The organism is Rhizobium sp. 11_C7_N12_5 (assembly GCF_051811145.1).
In the GTDB taxonomy this organism is placed as follows: Bacteria; Pseudomonadota; Alphaproteobacteria; order Rhizobiales; family Rhizobiaceae; genus Rhizobium; species Rhizobium lusitanum.
In genome coordinates, this window is record NZ_JBPWPY010000001.1 from 366,856 (window position 1) to 385,203 (window position 18,348).

Sequence of the window (18,348 nt, forward strand, 5' to 3'; positions counted from 1 at the left end):
GCAAGAACCTAGCTGCGCGTGCTTCGAAGGCAAGTGCAAATTGCAGCGGCGCGACATTGTGTGGCGATCAGGGCCGCAGTTCGACCTGCTTGATGATTTCGACCGGAGGAAAGCTGATGCAATCGACGGCATCGAAGGTCACGGTGAATCCCGAACGTTTTCTCGCAGCCCATTCCAGTGCTTGCGCCGCCGAAGCAGCCGGAATGCTCATGGCGATGGTGCAATGCGGTTGCCAACGGTTCGGGCGGTAGTGCTCGTGGCAGAGAGAGGGATCGATGTCGTCATGGATAGCGCGATGCATTTGTCTCAGAACTCGATCGTCGGCGGGACGCGCCCATAGAACCAGCATCTCGTTGAGGAAATGGCCGATATCCGCAAATTCGATCGATATGGCCGGCATATTGCCGAACACTTTTTGGGCCGTCGCGAAGAGAACGGTCGGCAGAATGTCCTCGTAGATGGCGAAGGTCAGATGCGGAGGATCGTCCAGACGCGCCATGGACGGGATGCTTTCGAACCCGCTGGCCGCTCGCCAGAGATCCAAGACAGGAGCGGCGGTGGCATTCGAACATTTCAGAACGATCGCGTATGGCATGGCGTCTCTGTCGCCCTCTCTAGCTTTTGTCGGTTTTGCTAGGCGCTAACATATAACAATCCTTGCCGCATTCCGCCCAATCCGCTAGTTAACCGCCACTGTTCCCGTACCGGATTACCCTACAGATGAGCGACAAGCAGAAGAAACCACAGAAGCTCAAGGCCCGCCTGCCGCGCGGCTTTGTCGATCGTTCGGTCAGCGATATCCGCGCCGTCAACGAGATGACCGCAAAGATCCGTAGCGTATACGAGCATTATGGTTTCGATCCCGTCGAAACGCCGCTGTTCGAATATACGGATGCGCTCGGCAAGTTCCTGCCCGACAGCGACCGGCCCAACGAAGGCGTGTTCTCGCTCCAGGACGATGACGAGCAATGGATGTCGCTGCGCTACGACCTGACGGCGCCGCTCGCTCGTCATGTCGCGGAGAACTTCAACGAGATCCAGCTTCCCTATCGCACCTATCGCGCCGGCTATGTCTTCCGCAATGAGAAGCCAGGCCCGGGCCGCTTCCGCCAGTTCATGCAGTTCGATGCCGACACCGTCGGCGCGCCGGGCGTACAGGCCGATGCCGAAATGTGCATGATGATGGCCGATACGCTGGAAGCCCTCGGCATCAAGCGCGGCGACTATGTGATCCGCGTCAACAACCGCAAGGTTCTGGATGGCGTGTTGGAAGCGATCGGCCTTGGCGGCGCCGACAAGGCCGGCCAGCGGTTGAACGTATTGCGCGCCATCGACAAGCTCGACAAGTTCGGTCCCGAAGGCGTGGCACTGCTGCTCGGACCCGGCCGCAAGGACGAATCCGGCGATTTCACCAAGGGCGCCGGGCTCGATGTCGAGCAGATCGACAAGGTGCTCTTCTTTGTCGGCATCAAGGATTATGCCGAAAGCGCCGTCCAGCTCGCCGAGCTGGTCGCCGGCACCTCGAATGGCGGCGAGGGCGTCGAGGAGTTGAATTTCATCGGCAGCCTCGTCACAAGCGCCGGCTATCAGGCTGATCGCATCAAGATCGACCCCTCCGTCGTGCGCGGCCTCGAATATTACACCGGCCCGGTCTATGAGGCCGAGCTGCTGTTCGATGTCACCAACGAGAAGGGCGAAAAGGTCGTCTTCGGCTCGGTCGGCGGCGGCGGCCGTTATGACGGGCTCGTCTCGCGCTTCATGGGCCAGCCGGTGCCGGCCACGGGCTTCTCCATCGGCGTCTCCCGTCTGATGACGGCCCTGAAGAACCTAGGTAAGCTCGGCCAGGACGAGGTGATCGCTCCGGTCCTCGTCACCGTCATGGACGGCGATGTCGAGGCCATGGGCCGCTATCAGCGCTTTACGCAGCAGCTGCGTGCCGCCGGCATCCGCGCCGAGATGTTCCAGGGCAACTGGAAGAAGTTCGGCAACCAGCTGAAATATGCCGACCGCCGCGGCTGCCCGATCGCCATCATCCAGGGCGGCGATGAGCGCGCCCAGGGCGTCGTTCAGCTCAAAGACCTGATCGAGGGCAAGCGCCTCTCCGGCGAAATCGAGGACAATGCCAGCTGGCGCGAAGCCCGCGTCGCGCAGGACGTTGTGCCGGAGGCAGAATTGGTCGCCAAGGTACAGGAAATACTGGCGGCACAGGCGGAAGACAGGAAGAGGGCGGGCTGATGGCCCTGATCAACCTTCCGGATTTTGCCGGTGACCTCCTTGCCGAATTTACCGGCCGCCGGACGGAGCGGGTCGACACGCCCATCATCCAGCCGGCTGAGCCGTTTCTCGACATGGCGGGCGAAGACCTTCGCCGCCGCATCTTCATGACCGAAAGCGAGACCGGCGCCAGCCTTTGCCTGCGTCCGGAATTCACCATTCCCGTGTGCCTGCGCCACATCGAAACCGCGACCGGCACGCCGAAGCGCTATTCCTATCTGGGTGAAATCTTTCGCCAGCGCCGCGAGGGCGGCCATGAATTCTATCAGGCTGGCATCGAAGATCTCGGCGACCGCGATACGGCAAGCGCCGATGCGCGCGCCATCGGCGATGCCATCGCCATCCTCAACCGCCTGGTCCCCGGCAAGGCATTGTCGGTGACGCTGGGCGACCAGGCCGTGTTCGAGGCGGTCGTCCAGGCCCTCGGTCTGCCCTCCGGCTGGCAGAAGCGGCTGATCCATGCCTTCGGCAACATGATGCAGCTCGAAACCCTGCTGGCGCGTCTGGCAAGCCCGCATCCGGTCACCGGGCTCGATCCGCATGCCCTCGATTTCCTCAATCGCGGCGACGAGCAGGGGCTGGTCATTCATATCGACAACACCATGCAGGCGACCGGCTATTCCACCAATGCCAGCCGCTCGCCACAGGAGATCGCTCGCCGTCTTCGCGAGAAGCTGGTTCTGTCGGAAACCCGTCTCGATAATGCCGCCTTCGGCGTGCTGGAAGAGTTTCTGTCGTTGAGCCTGCCGCTGGCGGACGCGTCTGCAGCGCTGGCCGGCTTTGCCGACGCGGCTGGCCTGAAGCTGGGCGCGGCGCTGGAAGGTTTCGATGCCCGTGTCGCGGCGCTCGCCAATGCCGGGGTCGATACATCGATGATCGAATATCGCGCCGCCTTCGGCCGCCCGCTCGACTATTATACCGGCCTCGTCTTCGAGGCGACGGTGGAGGGATCGACGGCGGTGCTCGCCGGCGGCGGCCGCTTCGACCGATTGCTGACCCTGCTCGGTGCTAGGGATCACATCCCCGCCGTCGGCTTTGCGCTCTGGCTCGACCGCATCGAAACCGCGAGGGCAGCCTGATGACGATCACCATTGCGCTTCCCTCCAAGGGCCGGATGAAGGACGATTGCTCGGCGATCTTCGAACGCGCCGGCATGCCCATTGTCGCCGTCGGCAATGACCGCTCCTATCGCGGGCGCGTCGAGGGTTGGGACGATGTCGAGATCGCCTTCCTGTCTGCCTCGGAAATCTCGCGTGAACTCGGCAATGGCAGCGTCGATTTCGGCGTCACCGGCGAGGACCTCGTGCGTGAGGGCATGGCGGAGGCGGATCGCCGCGTCGAATTCTCAGCCCGCCTCGGCTTCGGCCATGCCGATGTCGTCGTAGCCGTGCCTGACATCTGGCTCGATGTCGACACCATGGCCGATCTCGGCGATGTCGCCGCCGATTTCCGCGCCCGTCATGGCCGCAGGTTGACGGTCGCCACCAAATATTGGCGGCTGACGCAGCAGTTCTTCTCCAGCCAGCACGGCATCCAGCTCTATCGCATTGTCGAAAGCCTCGGCGCTACCGAGGGTGCGCCGGCCGCCGGCTCCGCCGATATCATCGTCGACATTACCTCCACCGGCTCGACGCTGAGGGCGAACCATCTCAAGGTTCTGTCTGATGGCGTCATCCTGCGCTCGGAGGCGTGCCTCGTTCGCGCCCGCAAGCAAAGCCACGAGGGCAACCCCATGGTTCAGCGCATCGTCGCGGCGGTGCGTGCCGCGCTCTGATTTTTTGGATATTCACGCATGAAAAAAGCCCGCCGGAGCGATCCGGCGGGCTTTTTTAGTCCTGGGAGATGCGCTGCAATCAAGCGGTGGCGTAAGCACCGCGGCGTGCGTCGAGCGAATAGACGCCTGCGCCGTTGGTGGCGAGCATGATGTAGGCGCCGGCGAGCGTGACGTTCTTCAGGAAGTTGACGAAGTTCAGGCCGTTGATCCAGCCGTTGGCGGCAGCCGGAAAGTCCGGAACGTTGACGGTCGGCAGGTGGAAGATAACACCGGTGAACACGCAGAAGGCGGCGAGCAACCAGCCGACGATGCGGACCTGGAAGCCGATGAGGACGCAAACGCCCGTGACGAATTCGAAGGTGCCGGCGAGATAGGTGAGCAGCGTTGCGTAGGGCATGCCGGCGCCGGCGATCATGCCGGCGGTGCCTGCCGGATCGGTCAGCTTGCCGAAGCCGGCGAAGATGAACATGAAGGCGAGCAGGATGCGCGCCACGAGGATGACGATATTGTTGGTGTTGGACATGATAGTCTCCAATGAAAGCGGTTGGGTCGGTGGCGACAATTTCTGGAGACGGATATTCGTGATTTTTGGGAGATTGAAAAGATAAACAACTGCGCACAATTAGTTCACAATCAGTGAACAATGCTGACGCTCAGCACTCTTCCCATCGGCTCCGTATCGGTTATGTTGACGCAAATTCATCCGCCAAAATCATAATCTTGGAAGGAGCCCCCATGGCCGATCTGTCGTCTTTTCCAATCACGAAGCGCTGGCCCGCCAGTAATCCGGATATCATCCAGCTCTATTCGCTGCCGACGCCAAATGGCGTCAAGGTGTCGATCGCGCTCGAGGAACTGGGTCTGCCCTATGAGCCTCATCTGGTTTCCTTCGGCACCAACGACCAGAAGTCGCCGGAATTCGTTTCGCTGAATCCGAACGGTCGCATTCCCGCGATCATCGATCCCAATGGTCCGGACGGCAAGCCGATCGGCCTGTTCGAGTCCGGTGCGATCCTGGTCTATCTCGCCGAGAAGACCGGCAAGCTTATGCCCAAGGACGCGGCCGGCCGTTACGAGGTGTTGGAATGGGTCTTCTTCCAGATGGCCGGCATTGGTCCGATGTTCGGCCAGTTCGGCCACTTCTTCAAGTTTGCGGCTGATAAGGTCGCCAACAATCCCTATCCGGTCGAACGTTATCGCGACGAGGCCAAGCGTCTTTTAGGGGTTCTGGAAGAGCGCCTGAAGGGGCGCCAGTGGATCATGGGCGACGAATACACCATTGCCGACATCACGACGTTTCCGTGGGTTCGCGGCGTCGATGTGTTTTATGGCGGCCGGGACGTTCTCGAATTCGAGAGCTTCCCCTCGGTCATGAGCTGGCTGGAGCGCGCTCTTGCACGTCCGGCGAGCCAGCGCGGGTTGAACATTCCAAAGCGGGATTGATTGGCTCCGATCTCCTCGGGAGCAGGTCGGTCAGGTCCGTCTTTGTCGCGTCCATGTGCCTGGCCTCTCACGCCAGCACGCTCCCCGTAGACGGCAGGGCAATTGCTTATGGGGCATGCCAGTGCCGTAAGCCCCTTTTCCCCGAGGGGAGAAGGGGTTGTGCGGCGACGATCTCATCTCATATGCGATTCCCCTGCCGTAGACGGGGCGAGGGGGTCGGTCCCGCGTTTGCGGCGGGATCTCACTCAGCAATGAAGGTGCCGATTTTAGAGGACGAAACTCCCTTTCCCTGCTTGCGGGGAGAGGGTTGGGGTGAGGGGCGGTCCCGCAAGTGAGACGATGGTAAATTCACCTGACCATCATCGACAGTGGCTTCTACTGCCGGATGGCCAACTGGCTGCCCGGCTCCAGCTTGAAGCGCGGAAACAGGAAGACGCCGACCAGGCTGCCGGCATGTTTTCCGTCGGCGGCGATGGATTCGCCGACGCAGAAGATTGGCTGGCGATGACCGCCGGTACCAAGGATCGTCGTTGAGTAGCAGAAGCAGGATGCAGCGGTAGCCCCTTGCTCGAAAATATCGAGGATGCGGATGCGATCATGCGCATCATAGCAATGCATCAGGCTCAAGAGACCGCATTCCGAGGAGCTCAGCCCGTGCAGCATGGTGCTCCACTGACCGAGCCGGATGATGCCGCTCGACAGGTCGCCCGTCCAACCTTCGGAAACGCAAAACTGCGCCAGAAGATCGGGATCATGCCCCTCGAATTCCAGCGAGCCGGGAGCAAAGGGTGCGGAAAAATTGGCCTTGGCAATCTTGAACAATATGATCCTCACTTGAGCGCATGGTCCCCCGAGCGCGCTTCATTCGAATTCCGTCCATCTTCGGATGGAACGTCTCCCCCGCATGTCGCGCTTTCAGGAAAAGCAGAGCCGCATCTCCGCTGATTCCGTCTTTCGCCATGCTTTTCGGGTTGTCGATCCCGTCTATGAAGTCATTTCAAGTAATAAATCCGGACGCCATCATTCCATGATGTCATGATTGTACGCAGGCGCTGATTAATCGTGCCGAAAATAAGTAAAATTTGTGTGCATTGCAGCTTACCCTCTAAAATCGCTGCGCTGGGATTTATAGGGACTTTTTTGAAAACGGCAATGGGGCAGTTTGCGTAAATTTGCATGGCCATGAAACTTGCCGAACTTGCATCAAAACTGTTTCGGCACAAATGAAAAGGGCGACCCGAGGGCCGCCCTTCGTCAATTCCGGATGCCGGATTGAACAATCGTAATAAGGCTAAAGCCCTGTCACATCATGTCCATGCCGCCACTTCAGGCCGCTTGACGGCCTGAAGCATCAAAGATGCATGGGCGAAGCTTTATGGACATTCCTGTGATTGGGCCGATGCCCTATCACATCATGTCCATGCCGCCCATGCCGCCCATGCCGCCAGGCATAGCCGGAGCGTCCTTCTTCGGCAGTTCGGCGATCATGGCTTCGGTGGTGATCAGCAGCGAAGCAACAGAAGCTGCGTTCTGCAGAGCCGTGCGGACAACCTTGACCGGGTCGACGATGCCCATGGCGATCATGTCGCCATATTCAGACGTCTGAGCGTTGTAGCCGTAGTTGTCTTCGTTCTTGTCGAGAACCTTGCCGACAACGATCGAAGCTTCGTCACCAGCGTTTTCAGCGATCTGGCGAACCAGCGCCTGCAGCGCACGACGAATGATGTTGACGCCGGCTTCCTGATCCTGGTTCTCACCCTTGGCGGTGATCTTCGTGGAGGAACGCAGGAGAGCGATACCACCGCCCGGTACGATGCCTTCCTGAACAGCAGCGCGCGTCGCGTTGAGAGCGTCGTCGATGCGGTCCTTCTTTTCCTTCACTTCAACTTCCGTCGAGCCGCCAACGCGGATCACGGCAACGCCGCCAGCGAGCTTGGCAAGACGTTCCTGCAGCTTTTCGCGGTCGTAATCGGAAGAGGTTTCTTCGATCTGAGCCTTGATCTGGGCAACGCGGCCTTCGATGTCGGACTTCTGGCCGGCGCCGTCGACGATCGTGGTGTTTTCCTTGGAGATCGAAACCTTCTTGGAACGGCCGAGCATGTCGAGGGTGACCGACTCGAGCTTGATGCCGAGGTCTTCGGAGATGACAGTGCCGCCCGTGAGGATGGCGATGTCTTCAAGCATGGCCTTGCGGCGATCGCCGAAGCCAGGAGCCTTGACGGCAGCGATCTTCAGACCGCCACGCAGCTTGTTGACGACGAGCGTTGCAAGAGCTTCGCCTTCGACGTCTTCAGCGATGATGAGGAGCGGCTTGCCGGTCTGAACGACGGCTTCGAGAACCGGGAGCATGGCCTGCAGGTTCGAGAGCTTCTTCTCGTGCAGCAGGATGAACGCGTCTTCGAGATCGGCGATCATCTTTTCCGGGTTGGTCACGAAGTAGGGGCTGAGGTAGCCACGGTCGAACTGCATGCCTTCGACGACTTCGAGTTCGGTTTCGGCGGTCTTGGCTTCTTCAACCGTGATGACGCCTTCGTTGCCGACCTTCTGCATGGCTTCAGCAATATCGAGACCGATCTGCTTTTCGCCGTTTGCCGAGATCGTGCCGACCTGTGCGACTTCTTCTGACGTGTTGATCTTCTTGGCCTTGGCCTGGAGATCCTTGACGACTTCTGAAACGGCGAGATCGATACCGCGCTTCAGGTCCATCGGGTTCATGCCGGCTGCAACTGCCTTGGCACCTTCGCGAACGATGGCCTGGGCGAGAACGGTTGCAGTCGTCGTGCCATCGCCGGCGATGTCGTTGGTCTTCGAAGCAACTTCGCGGACCATCTGGGCGCCCATGTTTTCGAACTTGTCTTCGAGTTCGATTTCCTTGGCGACCGTGACGCCATCCTTGGTGATGCGCGGAGCGCCGAAGGACTTGTCGATAACGACGTTACGACCCTTCGGGCCGAGCGTTACCTTGACTGCGTCGGCGAGAATATCGACGCCACGAAGCATCTTTTCGCGGGCGCTGCGGCCGAATTTTACTTCTTTAGCTGCCATGTCTAAAAACTCCTGAATTCGCATTGTCCGGGTTTATGGCCCGTCAGCTGTATCGGAAAAGGGGAAACCGGCTGGATTAGCCGATGATGCCCATGATGTCGGCTTCCTTCATGATGAGAAGGTCTTCGCCGTCAAGCTTGACTTCGGTGCCCGACCACTTGCCGAACAGGATGCGGTCGCCGGCCTTGACGTCGAGCGGGACGATCTTGCCGGAGTCATCGCGAACGCCGGAGCCGACGGCGACGATTTCGCCTTCCTGCGGCTTTTCCTTGGCGGTATCGGGAATGATGATACCACCCTTGGTCTTTGCTTCGGACTCGACGCGACGAACGACGACGCGGTCATGAAGGGGGCGGAAATTGGTGCTTGCCATTGTCTAATCCCTCGATCAAATGACATTCACGGATCAGCGGGGGATCCGTATGGGCTGTGTTAGCACTCAGCATTGGCGAGTGCTAGCGACGGTGATTTAGGGGTGGCTAGCAAACGAGTCAAGAACGTGCCCGTGAATTTTTTCAAACCGCTCTTCATTGACTTGCTGCCGGTTTTGCCGGAAAATCGTGGGCATGGGGTTTGCGGATACCCCACGAGGCGTCATGCCGGAGTTTCGCGTCCATCTCTTTTGGAAGGGACGTAACATGACTTCGTTCAGCGCCATCACCCCCGAAAAGCTTCTTCGTCTGCTGGGTACGCCGAAAGCGCCCGCGATACTCGACGTTCGCAGCGTCGAGGATTTCGACGCCGATCCCTGTCTGGTGCCGGCCTCGCGCCGCCGGGATTACAAGGATGTTCAGGCTTGGGCCGCCGAATTTCACAACCGGAATGTCGTTTGCCTCTGTCAGCACGGCGGCAAGCTCAGCGAAGGCGTCGCCGCCTGGCTGCGGCTGGCTGGTGCCGCGGCGGAAATCCTCGATGGCGGTCTCGACGCCTGGCGGGCGGCAGGATTGCCGTTGATCCCGGTTTCGATCCTGCCCGATGCCAACGCGTCCGGTGCAACCGTGTGGGTAACCCGCGCCCGGCCGAAGATCGATCGTATCGCATGTCCCTGGCTGATCCGCCGCTTCGTTGATCCCGGCGCTTCGTTTCTCTTCGTGACGGCTCAGGAAGTCGACGGCGTCGCCGAACGCTTCGGCGCGACACCCTTCGATGTGGAGGGGGTATTCTGGAGCCACCGCGAGGAGGAATGCACTTTCGATACCATGGTGAAAGAATTCCGGCTCGACCTCCCGGCTCTTCACCATCTTTCCCGCATCATCAGGGGCGCCGATACCAACCGGCTCGATCTTGAACCGCAGGCGGCTGGCTTGCTTGCCGTTTCGCTCGGCCTGTCGCGCATGTTTGCTGACGATATCGAACAGTTGGATGCGGGCATGTTGTGTTATGACGCGCTTTATCGCTGGTCGCGAGACGCGACCCAGGAAAAGCATGATTGGGTATCGCATGGAGCAAGAAGATCGTGAGCGAAACCGTTTTGGCTGACGATCTGGTTGCGAGCCCGTCCCTCAGCGAAGCTACACGCGTGTGGGCGCGCGTCGGCGCCTTGAGCTTTGGCGGCCCGGCCGGGCAGATCGCCCTCATGCATCGCATGATCGTCGACGAGAGGCGTTGGGTCGATGAGCAGCGCTTCCTGCATGCCTTGAGCTACTGCATGCTCTTGCCAGGCCCGGAGGCACAGCAGCTTGCGACTTACATCGGCTGGCTGCTGCATGGCTGGCGCGGCGGTTTGATTGCCGGTCTGCTGTTCATCCTGCCGGGCTTTGTCGTCATTCTGGCGCTTTCGGCTTTCTACGCCATTTTCCATGACACCAGCCTGCTTGCCATGATCTTCTTCGGCATCAAGGCGGGCGTGCTGGCGATCGTCTTGCAGGCGCTGATGCGGCTGAGCGGCCGTGCCCTCAAGAGCCGCTTCCATGTGGCGATAGCGATTGCCAGCTTCGTCCTTCTCTTCATCTTCGATCTGCCCTTTCCCATGGTCGTGCTGCTGGCCGGCCTTACCGGATATGGGCGGGTCCTCTATCGAGCCTGGCGTGACGAACAGTGGCGACCACGATTGCCGCGCCTGACGGCGCCAACCAGCCGCTTCGGATGGCTCGGAGGCGCTCAAGCGAAGGCGTCCGTCCTGACGATCCTGCTTTGGGTATTGATCTGGCAGGCGCCACTGTTGTTGGTGCATGCTCTGCACGGTCCACAGGATGTCGTCTCCGAGGCGCTCAGCGGTGAAACAAGCGTATTCGGCGCCATTTTCTCCTTTTTCTCACGCATGGCGATCGTCACCTTCGGCGGCGCCTATGCTGTTCTGGCTTATGTCGCGCAGACGGCGGTACAGCATTATGCCTGGCTGAAGCCGGGCGAAATGCTGGATGGTCTCGCACTTGCCGAGACGACTCCTGGGCCCCTCGTATTGGTTTTGTGCTTCGTTGGCTTCATGGCGGGATTTCGCAATCCCTTCGGCTTCGATCCTCTGTTTGGCGGCTTTCTCGGAGCGAGCCTCGCGGCCTGGGCGACATTTGCGCCGAGCTTCCTCTTCATCTTCGCCGGTGCGCCTTACATCGAAAAATTGCGCGGCCATGCGGGTCTTTCGGGCGCGCTTGCCGCCATCACGGCGGCCATCGTCGGCGTTATGACCAACCTTTCGGTTTGGTTCGGGCTGCATGTGCTGTTTGCGAATGTCGATCGGCTGGTGCTGTTCAGTCACCCCGTCAGGATTGACGGCGGCGATTTCGCCAATGTACCGATCGCTGGTATCGCGTGGCCGAATTGGGGCACCCTTGATATTTCGGCGCTGTTGCTCTTCGTCCTCGCGGCCGTCCTGGTTTTCCGTCAGCGCGCCGGTGTTGCCACCGTGCTCGGCGTTTCCGCCGTGGCGGGTTCCCTGCTCCGGCTTGCCGCTTGAGCCCCGTGCGACGCAAAAACCTGCGTATCGCTCTTGTAATTTGCCGGCCGGTTTGCGATGTCAGCCCGTGATTTATTTGACGCGAGGACCGCATGGGCAAACGTATCGGAAGCTTTCGCGAGATCGGCGGACTTTATGATGTTGCGCTCTGCGATGTGTGGGGCGTGCTTCATAACGGCGTCTCCGGTTACAAGGAAGCGTCCATCGCGCTGGAAGCGGCCCGCACCCAGGGTCTGACCGTCGTGCTCATCACCAATTCCCCGCGCGTCGCTCCGAGGGTGGTCGAGCAGCTGCGCGTGATCGGTGTTCCCGACAGTGCCTATGACCGCATCGTCACATCGGGCGATGTCACCCGCAGCCTGATCGCCGAGGGTCCGAAAAAAGTGTTCCTGCTGGGGCCGGAGCGTGACATCGGCATCCTCGAAGGGCTCGACGTGCAGCGTGTCGAGGCGGGCGAAGCCGAAAGCATCGTCTGCACCGGCTTCTTCGACGACGAGACTGAAACGCCTGACGATTATACCGACATGCTGACGGCTTGGGCTGCCCGCAAGGTGCCGCTCATCTGCGCCAATCCAGACCTCGTGGTCGAGCGCGGCCACCGGATGATCCCGTGCGCCGGCGCCATGGCCGCCTATTACGAGCGGCTCGGCGGGCAGACGCGGATCGCCGGCAAGCCGCATCAGCCGATCTACGAAGCCGCGATTGCGGCAGCCCGCGAGGTGCGAAGCGAATTCCCGCTGTCGCGCGTCGTCGCCATCGGCGACGGCATGCCGACCGACGTGCGCGGCGCGCTCGATTACGGCCTCGATCTTCTTTACATCAGCCATGGCATCCACGCCCGCGAATACGTCGTCGACGGTCACACCGACGAAGCCGCACTCGGCGCCTTCCTGGCGCGCGAGCAGGCCTCGCCGAAGTGGTGGATGCCGCGCCTTGCTTGACCGGAGTGGCAGACGATGACCGTTTTCCATCGCAACGAGACCCGCGACCCGCTTCCCGACGATCTCAAGGGCGGCGTCATCGCCATCGGCAATTTTGACGGTGTGCATCGCGGTCATCAGTCGGTCCTCGATCGGGCGCTGGAGATCGCCAGGGAGCGGGGCGTTCCAGCTCTGGTGCTGACCTTCGAGCCGCATCCCCGCACCGTGTTCAAGCCGGATCGGCCGGTCTTCCGCCTGACGCCGGCACCGCTGAAGGCGCGCTTGTTGGAAGCCCTCGGCTTCAACGCCGTCATCGAATATCCGTTCGATCGTACCTTTTCGCAGCGCTCGGCGGATGAATTCGTCCATTCGATCCTCATCGACTGGTTGCATGCCTCGGAAGTCGTCACCGGCTTCGATTTCCATTTCGGCCACGACCGTCAGGGCGGCCCCGCCTTCCTGATGAACGCCGGCAGCCACAATGGTTTCGGCGTGACGCTTATCGACGCCTTTCGCGACGAGAATACCGAGGTCATCTCCTCGAGCCGCATCCGCACGCTGTTGGCCGAGGGAGACGTGGGCCAGGTCGCCGGCATGCTCGGATACCGCTATACCGTCGAAGCGCCTGTCATCGGCGGCGAGAAGCTCGGTCGCACGCTCGGTTTCCCCACAGCCAATATGCAGCTTCCGCCGGAAATATCGCTGAAGGCCGGTATCTACGCCGTGCGGTTCCGTGCAGCGGACGGCGTCATCCGCGACGCGGTTGCGAGCTACGGCCGCCGTCCGACGGTCACCGACAACGGCGCGCCGCTGCTCGAGACCTATGTCTTCGATTTCAGCGGCGACCTCTACGGCCAGATCTGTTCGGTTTCCTTCTTCGGCTATCTCCGCCCCGAACTGAAGTTCGACGGCCTAGATGCGCTGGTCGCGCAGATCAGGAAGGACGAGGATGAGGCGAGGGCGCTGCTCGCCGGTGTCCAGCCGCTTGGCGAAATCGATCGCTGCATCGCCTTTTCCTGATATCATGCAAGGGGTTGGCTGGGCGAAGCGTGCCGCACCGCAGCATTTTTTTGCCTTGAGCCAACCTTCATATGCGTTAATCCTTATCGGCGATGAGGCGTGAGTCGGCGCGCCAGTCTCCGAAAGGTATTCGAATGGATAAACGCTTTGGAACGGCGGCCTGCTGGCTGCTCGTCATTCCCTATATCGGCTTGCTCTGGGTCCCCTTCTACAACAGCCATGATCCGGTCTTGCTCGGTTTCCCCTTCTTCTATTGGTATCAGCTGGCCTGGGTGCCGATCACCGCTGTCCTGACGTGGATCGCCTATCGGAGCATGCGCCATGACGACTGAGATCGATCCGACCGCACTCGCCGTCTTCATCTTCTTCTTGGCGCTCGTGACCGTCATGGGCTTTGTCGCCGCGCGCTGGCGCCGGCCGAAGACCCTTGCCCATATTGACGAATGGGGCCTTGGCGGCCGCACCTTCGGCACGTGGATTACCTGGTTTCTCGTCGGCGGCGACTTCTACACGGCCTATACCGTGATCGCCGTCCCGGCCCTGGTCTACACGGTCGGTGCCTATGGGTTCTTCGCGCTGCCCTATACCATCGTCGTCTATCCTTTCGTCTTCATGGTGATGCCGCTTCTCTGGAGGCGGGCAAAGGATCACGGCTACGTCACCGCGGGCGATGTCGTGCACGGCCAATACGGCTCGCGGGCGCTCGAATTGGCGGTCGCGCTCACCGGCGTCATCGCCACCATGCCCTATATCGCCTTGCAGCTCGTTGGCATGACGGCAGTGTTCAAGGCCCTCGGGCTTCACGGCGAACTGCCGCTCGCCGTCGCCTTCATCATCCTGGCGCTCTACACCTATTCGGCCGGCCTTCGCGCCCCGGCGCTGATCGCCTTCGTCAAGGACATCATGATCTACATCGTTGTCATTGCCGCCATCGCGCTCATTCCGGCGAAACTCGGCGGTTACGCCAATGTCTTTGCCGCCGCGGATGCGGACTTCCAGGCCAAGGGGGCAGGCAGCCTGCTGCTCGGCGGCAACCAGTATGTCGCCTATGCGACGCTGGCGCTCGGCTCGGCGCTCGCGGCCTTCATGTATCCGCACACGCTGACCGGCATCTTCGCCTCCAACAGCGGCAATACCATCCGCAAGAATGCCGTGTTGCTGCCGGCCTATACGCTGCTGCTCGGCCTGTTGGCCCTGCTCGGCTATATGGGCCACGCGGCACATCTGAAGCTGGATAGCCCCAATGATGTCGTTCCGGCGCTGTTCCAGTCGCTGTTCTCGAGCTGGTTTGCCGGCTTTGCCTTTGCGGCCATCGCCATCGGTGCGCTGGTTCCCGCCGCCGTGATGAGCATTGGTGCCGCCAACCTCTTCACCCGCAACTTCTGGAAGGCCTACATCAATCCGCAGGTTTCCGATGCCGGTGAGGCAAAGGTCGCCAAGATGACCTCGCTCGTCGTCAAGGTCGGTGCGCTTCTCGTCATCATTTTCCTGCCGACGCAATTCGCGCTCGATCTGCAGCTCTTGGGCGGCATCTGGATATTGCAGACGCTGCCGGCCCTGGTCTTCGGCCTCTATACCAAGTGGTTCCGCGCGCCGGCTCTGCTTGCCGGCTGGTTCGTCGGCTTCTTCGGCGGGACCTACCTCGTGTGGGATGCCGGCTGGAAGCCGCTGCACATAGTCGCGCTCGGAGACGCAAGCTTCACCGTCTATACGGGGCTGCTGGCGCTGGCAGCAAACATCGTTGTGTCGGTGATCCTCAATGCGGTCATGCCGGCGCGGGCGACGGCACACGCCTGATCGAAGCAATATCCTGTCGGCCGCGGGCGGAAACGTCCGCGGCCTTTCTGTGCGTTGCCGGCACTGTTTCCTCTTCCTTTCCTTGGAAAAAACGCCTATGAACCGGCGATCATGACCCAATTTCGGCTGAGCCTATCGATACGAATTATTGGCCCGGCCTTCCGCGCGCTTTAAGCTGCCGGGAGGTCCGGGTTCTTGGCGCCCGTTCCCGAGGCGCTTTCCGCCGCCGAAAAATCCCCATATGGCTGCGCCTGTTTGGCGCAAGACGCCCGAGACACCGAGGCAATTGTCAGAACTATGACCGATACCGCTGAAAAGATGGATTATTCCAAGACCCTTTACCTGCCGGAAACCGATTTCCCGATGCGCGCTGGACTGCCGCAGAAGGAGCCGGAGCTGGTGAGCCGCTGGCAGGACATGGATCTCTACAAAAAGCTGCGCGCCTCCGCCGCCGGCCGCGACAAGTTCGTGCTGCATGACGGCCCGCCCTACGCCAATGGCCACATCCATATCGGCCATGCCCTCAACAAGATCCTGAAGGATGTCATCACCCGCTCGTTCCAGATGCGCGGCTATGACAGCAACTACGTTCCCGGCTGGGACTGCCACGGCCTGCCGATCGAGTGGAAGATCGAGGAAAAATACCGCGAGAAGGGCAAGAACAAGGACGAGGTTCCGGTGAACGAGTTTCGCCAGGAATGCCGTGATTTTGCCGCCGGCTGGATCAAGATCCAATCCGAGGAGTTCAAGCGCCTCGGCATCGTTGGCGATTTCGATAATCCTTATCTGACCATGAATTTCCATGCGGAATCCCGTATCGCCGGTGAGCTCTTGAAGATCGCCCGCAGCGGGCAGCTTTATCGTGGCTCCAAGCCGATCATGTGGTCGGTGGTCGAGCGCACGGCGCTGGCGGAAGCCGAAGTCGAATATGCCGATGTCGAGAGTGATACGATCTGGGTGAAGTTCCCGGTCGTTGAAGGCCCGGCCGAGCTTGCCGGGACCTTTGTCGTCATCTGGACGACCACGCCCTGGACGATCCCCGGCAACCGCGCTATCGCCTATTCCCAGCGCGTTTCCTATGGCCTCTACGAAGTGACGGAAGCCGCCAATGATTTTGGCCCGCGCCCCGGCGAGAAGCTGGTCTTTGCCGACAAGCTGGCCGAGGAATCCTTCGCCAAGGCAAAGCTACAATACAAGCGCCTGAACGATGTCACCGCAGACGATCTGGCAGCGCTCACCTGCGCGCATCCGCTGGCTTCGCTCGGCTACGGGTTCAAGGTGCCGCTGCTCGACGGCGATCACGTGACCGACGATGCGGGTACCGGCTTCGTGCATACCGCACCCAGCCACGGCCGCGAGGACTTCGACGCGTGGACGGGACATGCGCGTGCGCTCGAAGCGCGGGGCATCTCGTCCACCATCCCGTTCCCCGTCGATGACGCCGGCTTCTACACCGCCGATGCCCCCGGGTTTGAAGGCGGCCGCGTCATGGACGACAACGGCAAGAAGGGCAATGCCAACGATCTCGTCATCAAGGCATTGATCGAGACGAACACGCTCTTCGCGCGCGGACGGCTGAAGCATTCCTATCCGCATTCCTGGCGCTCGAAGAAGCCGGTGATCTTCCGCAACACACCGCAATGGTTCGTCTACATGGACAAGGACTTCGCGGACGGCTCCACGCTGCGGTCGCGCGCGCTGAAGGCGATCGACGATACACGCTTCGTGCCTGCTGCCGGCCAGAACCGTCTGCGCGCCATGATCGAGCAGCGCCCGGACTGGGTTCTGTCGCGCCAGCGCGCCTGGGGCGTGCCGATCTGCATCTTCGTCGACGAGCAGGGCAACATCCTGCAGGATGACGGCGTGAATGCCCGCATCCTCGAAGCCTTCGAAGGCGAGGGGGCTGACGCCTGGTTCGCAGACGGCGCCCGCGAGCGCTTCCTCGGCGAGAAGGCCAACGAGCCCTGGACGCAGGTCATGGATATCCTCGATGTCTGGTTCGACTCGGGCTCGACCCATACGTTCACGCTGGAAGATCGTCCGGACCTCAAGTGGCCGGCGGACGTCTACCTCGAAGGCTCGGACCAGCATCGCGGCTGGTTCCATTCGTCGCTGCTCGAAAGTGCCGCGACGCGTGGCCGCGCGCCTTATGACACGGTGGTCACGCATGGCTTCACCATGGACGAGCAGGGCCGCAAGCAGTCGAAGTCGCTCGGCAACGTCGTCGCCCCGCAGGATGTGATGAAGGACGCGGGCGCCGATATCCTGCGCCTCTGGGTCATGACCACGGACTATTGGGAGGATCAGCGTCTCGGCAAGGCCATCATCCAGACCAATGTCGATGCCTATCGCAAGCTGCGCAACACCATCCGTTGGATGCTCGGCACCCTGGCGCACGACACGGGCGAAGTGATCGCTTACGCCGACATGCCGGAGCTGGAGCGGCTGATGCTGCATCGCCTCGCCGAGCTCGATGAGCTGGTGCGCGAAAGCTACGACGCCTTCGACTTCAAGCGCATTGCCCGCGCCCTCATCGATTTCGCGAATGTCGAACTCTCGGCCTTCTATTTCGATGTTCGCAAGGATGCGCTCTATTGCGACGCGCCGTCGAGCCTGCGCCGCCGTGCGTCGCTCGCTGTCATCCGCACTATCTTCGATTGCATGGTGACGTGGCTGGCGCCGATGCTGCCGTTCACGACGGAAGAGGCGTGGTTGTCGCGCAATCCGTCGGCGGTATCAGTTCATCTCGAACAGTTCGTCGCCGTACCAGTCGAATGGAAGAACGAGGCCCTGGCCGAGAAGTGGAAGAAGATCCGTGCCGTGCGCAGCGTCGTCACCGGCGCGCTGGAAATCGAGCGCAAGGACAAGCGTATCGGCTCGTCGCTGGAAGCTGCCCCGGTCGTCTATGTCGCCGATCCGGAGCTGCTGAAGGTGCTTGAAGGACAGGATTTCTCGGAAATCTGCATCACTTCGGGCATCACGATCGAGAGTGGTGAAGGCCCGGCGGATGCTTTCCGTCTCGATGATGCCGCCAAGGTCAGCGTCGTGCCGAAGCTTGCCGAAGGCCGCAAATGCGCCCGCTCCTGGCGCATCACCACCGATGTCGGCTCCGATCCCCAATACCCGGATGTCTCGGCGCGTGACGCCGCGGCCCTGCGCGAATTGATGGCTGTCAACTGAAG

Annotated in this window: 17 protein-coding genes; 11 read left to right on the forward strand and 6 right to left on the reverse strand. The window is 61.1% G+C overall.

Annotation, left to right across the window (positions count from 1 at the left end):
• Nucleotides 1-67: 67 nt before the first annotated feature.
• The gene (locus AB8B29_RS01745) at nt 68-595 is read right to left on the reverse strand and encodes a 2'-5' RNA ligase family protein (protein WP_113119358.1); all 528 of its coding nucleotides are present in this window, start codon (nt 593-595) and stop codon (nt 68-70) included.
• A gap of 125 nt (nt 596-720) precedes the next feature.
• Between AB8B29_RS01745 and hisS the strand changes: the two genes are divergently transcribed.
• The 3 genes from hisS to hisG are packed head-to-tail and all read left to right on the forward strand — an operon-like array spanning nt 721 to nt 4,048.
• Entirely contained in the window at nt 721-2,235 is a 1,515-nt protein-coding gene (hisS, locus tag AB8B29_RS01750) for a histidine--tRNA ligase (protein ID WP_113119359.1), read from the forward strand.
• Complete coding sequence (locus AB8B29_RS01755; protein ID WP_037200806.1) at nt 2,235-3,353, forward strand: ATP phosphoribosyltransferase regulatory subunit; 1,119 nt, start codon at nt 2,235-2,237, stop codon at nt 3,351-3,353. The genes hisS and AB8B29_RS01755 overlap by 1 nt, the downstream gene beginning before the upstream one ends.
• Entirely contained in the window at nt 3,353-4,048 is a 696-nt protein-coding gene (gene hisG, locus AB8B29_RS01760; RefSeq protein ID WP_113119360.1) for an ATP phosphoribosyltransferase, read from the forward strand. The genes AB8B29_RS01755 and hisG overlap by 1 nt, the downstream gene beginning before the upstream one ends.
• Before the next feature lie 79 nt (nt 4,049-4,127).
• Here hisG and AB8B29_RS01765 read toward each other — a convergent pair whose 3' ends face one another.
• A complete protein-coding gene (locus tag AB8B29_RS01765) occupies nt 4,128-4,571 on the reverse strand; it encodes a DoxX family protein (protein WP_037200811.1) in 444 nt (147 codons plus the stop codon).
• A gap of 212 nt (nt 4,572-4,783) precedes the next feature.
• On the opposite strand from AB8B29_RS01765, the gene AB8B29_RS01770 reads away from it, so the two are divergent.
• Nucleotides 4,784-5,491 (forward strand): glutathione binding-like protein, encoded by a 708-nt coding sequence (locus AB8B29_RS01770; RefSeq protein ID WP_047560810.1) that lies wholly within the window; start codon nt 4,784-4,786, stop codon nt 5,489-5,491.
• A 375-nt stretch (nt 5,492-5,866) separates the two neighbouring features.
• Here the strand turns inward: AB8B29_RS01770 and AB8B29_RS01775 are convergent, their stop codons facing one another.
• The 4 genes from AB8B29_RS01775 to groES all read right to left on the reverse strand — a co-directional run bounded on the left by AB8B29_RS01775 (nt 5,867) and on the right by groES (nt 8,909).
• The gene (locus AB8B29_RS01775) at nt 5,867-6,313 is read right to left on the reverse strand and encodes a hypothetical protein (RefSeq protein WP_047560914.1); all 447 of its coding nucleotides are present in this window, start codon (nt 6,311-6,313) and stop codon (nt 5,867-5,869) included.
• Between the two features lie 170 nt (nt 6,314-6,483).
• A complete protein-coding gene (locus AB8B29_RS01780; protein ID WP_131512195.1) occupies nt 6,484-6,675 on the reverse strand; it encodes a hypothetical protein in 192 nt (63 codons plus the stop codon).
• Nucleotides 6,676-6,898: 223 nt separating this feature from the next.
• Nucleotides 6,899-8,536, reverse strand: a complete 1,638-nt coding sequence (gene groL, locus AB8B29_RS01785) for a chaperonin GroEL (protein WP_037200815.1) — start codon at nt 8,534-8,536, stop codon at nt 6,899-6,901.
• 76 nt (nt 8,537-8,612) lie between these two features.
• Nucleotides 8,613-8,909 (reverse strand): co-chaperone GroES, encoded by a 297-nt coding sequence (gene groES / locus AB8B29_RS01790; protein ID WP_034508496.1) that lies wholly within the window; start codon nt 8,907-8,909, stop codon nt 8,613-8,615.
• Nucleotides 8,910-9,174: 265 nt separating this feature from the next.
• Between groES and AB8B29_RS01795 the strand changes: the two genes are divergently transcribed.
• The 7 genes from AB8B29_RS01795 (at nt 9,175) to ileS (ending at nt 18,346) form a co-directional block, all read left to right on the forward strand.
• Nucleotides 9,175-9,996, forward strand: a complete 822-nt coding sequence (locus tag AB8B29_RS01795) for a sulfurtransferase/chromate resistance protein (protein ID WP_047640430.1) — start codon at nt 9,175-9,177, stop codon at nt 9,994-9,996.
• On the forward strand, nt 9,993-11,429 hold the full coding sequence (chrA, locus tag AB8B29_RS01800; RefSeq protein ID WP_052224379.1) for a chromate efflux transporter: 1,437 nt from the start codon (nt 9,993-9,995) through the stop codon (nt 11,427-11,429). The genes AB8B29_RS01795 and chrA overlap by 4 nt, the downstream gene beginning before the upstream one ends.
• 92 nt (nt 11,430-11,521) lie before the next feature.
• On the forward strand, nt 11,522-12,370 hold the full coding sequence (locus AB8B29_RS01805; protein WP_047640429.1) for a TIGR01459 family HAD-type hydrolase: 849 nt from the start codon (nt 11,522-11,524) through the stop codon (nt 12,368-12,370).
• 15 nt (nt 12,371-12,385) lie between these two features.
• Entirely contained in the window at nt 12,386-13,369 is a 984-nt protein-coding gene (locus AB8B29_RS01810; RefSeq protein WP_037200818.1) for a bifunctional riboflavin kinase/FAD synthetase, read from the forward strand.
• Nucleotides 13,370-13,503: 134 nt separating this feature from the next.
• Entirely contained in the window at nt 13,504-13,701 is a 198-nt protein-coding gene (locus AB8B29_RS01815; RefSeq protein WP_034508488.1) for a DUF3311 domain-containing protein, read from the forward strand.
• Nucleotides 13,691-15,166: a monocarboxylate uptake permease MctP gene (gene mctP / locus AB8B29_RS01820; protein WP_037200821.1), complete on the forward strand. Its 1,476-nt coding sequence runs from the start codon at nt 13,691-13,693 to the stop codon at nt 15,164-15,166. The genes AB8B29_RS01815 and mctP overlap by 11 nt, the downstream gene beginning before the upstream one ends.
• Nucleotides 15,167-15,463: 297 nt before the next feature.
• Nucleotides 15,464-18,346 (forward strand): isoleucine--tRNA ligase, encoded by a 2,883-nt coding sequence (ileS, locus tag AB8B29_RS01825; RefSeq protein ID WP_047640428.1) that lies wholly within the window; start codon nt 15,464-15,466, stop codon nt 18,344-18,346.
• Nucleotides 18,347-18,348: the final 2 nt, after the last annotated feature.

What these genes read in the sequence shown, in the direction of transcription:
- AB8B29_RS01745 (WP_113119358.1), bottom strand. Translation starts at nt 595, where the DNA reads ATGCCATACGCGATCGTTCTGAAATGTTCGAATGCCACCGCCGCTCCT.
- hisS (WP_113119359.1), top strand. Translation starts at nt 721, where the DNA reads ATGAGCGACAAGCAGAAGAAACCACAGAAGCTCAAGGCCCGCCTGCCG.
- AB8B29_RS01755 (WP_037200806.1), top strand. Translation starts at nt 2,235, where the DNA reads ATGGCCCTGATCAACCTTCCGGATTTTGCCGGTGACCTCCTTGCCGAA.
- hisG (WP_113119360.1), top strand. Translation starts at nt 3,353, where the DNA reads ATGACGATCACCATTGCGCTTCCCTCCAAGGGCCGGATGAAGGACGAT.
- AB8B29_RS01765 (WP_037200811.1), bottom strand. Translation starts at nt 4,571, where the DNA reads ATGTCCAACACCAACAATATCGTCATCCTCGTGGCGCGCATCCTGCTC.
- AB8B29_RS01770 (WP_047560810.1), top strand. Translation starts at nt 4,784, where the DNA reads ATGGCCGATCTGTCGTCTTTTCCAATCACGAAGCGCTGGCCCGCCAGT.
- AB8B29_RS01780 (WP_131512195.1), bottom strand. Translation starts at nt 6,675, where the DNA reads ATGGCCATGCAAATTTACGCAAACTGCCCCATTGCCGTTTTCAAAAAA.
- groL (WP_037200815.1), bottom strand. Translation starts at nt 8,536, where the DNA reads ATGGCAGCTAAAGAAGTAAAATTCGGCCGCAGCGCCCGCGAAAAGATG.
- groES (WP_034508496.1), bottom strand. Translation starts at nt 8,909, where the DNA reads ATGGCAAGCACCAATTTCCGCCCCCTTCATGACCGCGTCGTCGTTCGT.
- AB8B29_RS01795 (WP_047640430.1), top strand. Translation starts at nt 9,175, where the DNA reads ATGACTTCGTTCAGCGCCATCACCCCCGAAAAGCTTCTTCGTCTGCTG.
- AB8B29_RS01805 (WP_047640429.1), top strand. Translation starts at nt 11,522, where the DNA reads ATGGGCAAACGTATCGGAAGCTTTCGCGAGATCGGCGGACTTTATGAT.
- AB8B29_RS01810 (WP_037200818.1), top strand. Translation starts at nt 12,386, where the DNA reads ATGACCGTTTTCCATCGCAACGAGACCCGCGACCCGCTTCCCGACGAT.
- AB8B29_RS01815 (WP_034508488.1), top strand. Translation starts at nt 13,504, where the DNA reads ATGGATAAACGCTTTGGAACGGCGGCCTGCTGGCTGCTCGTCATTCCC.
- mctP (WP_037200821.1), top strand. Translation starts at nt 13,691, where the DNA reads ATGACGACTGAGATCGATCCGACCGCACTCGCCGTCTTCATCTTCTTC.
- ileS (WP_047640428.1), top strand. Translation starts at nt 15,464, where the DNA reads ATGACCGATACCGCTGAAAAGATGGATTATTCCAAGACCCTTTACCTG.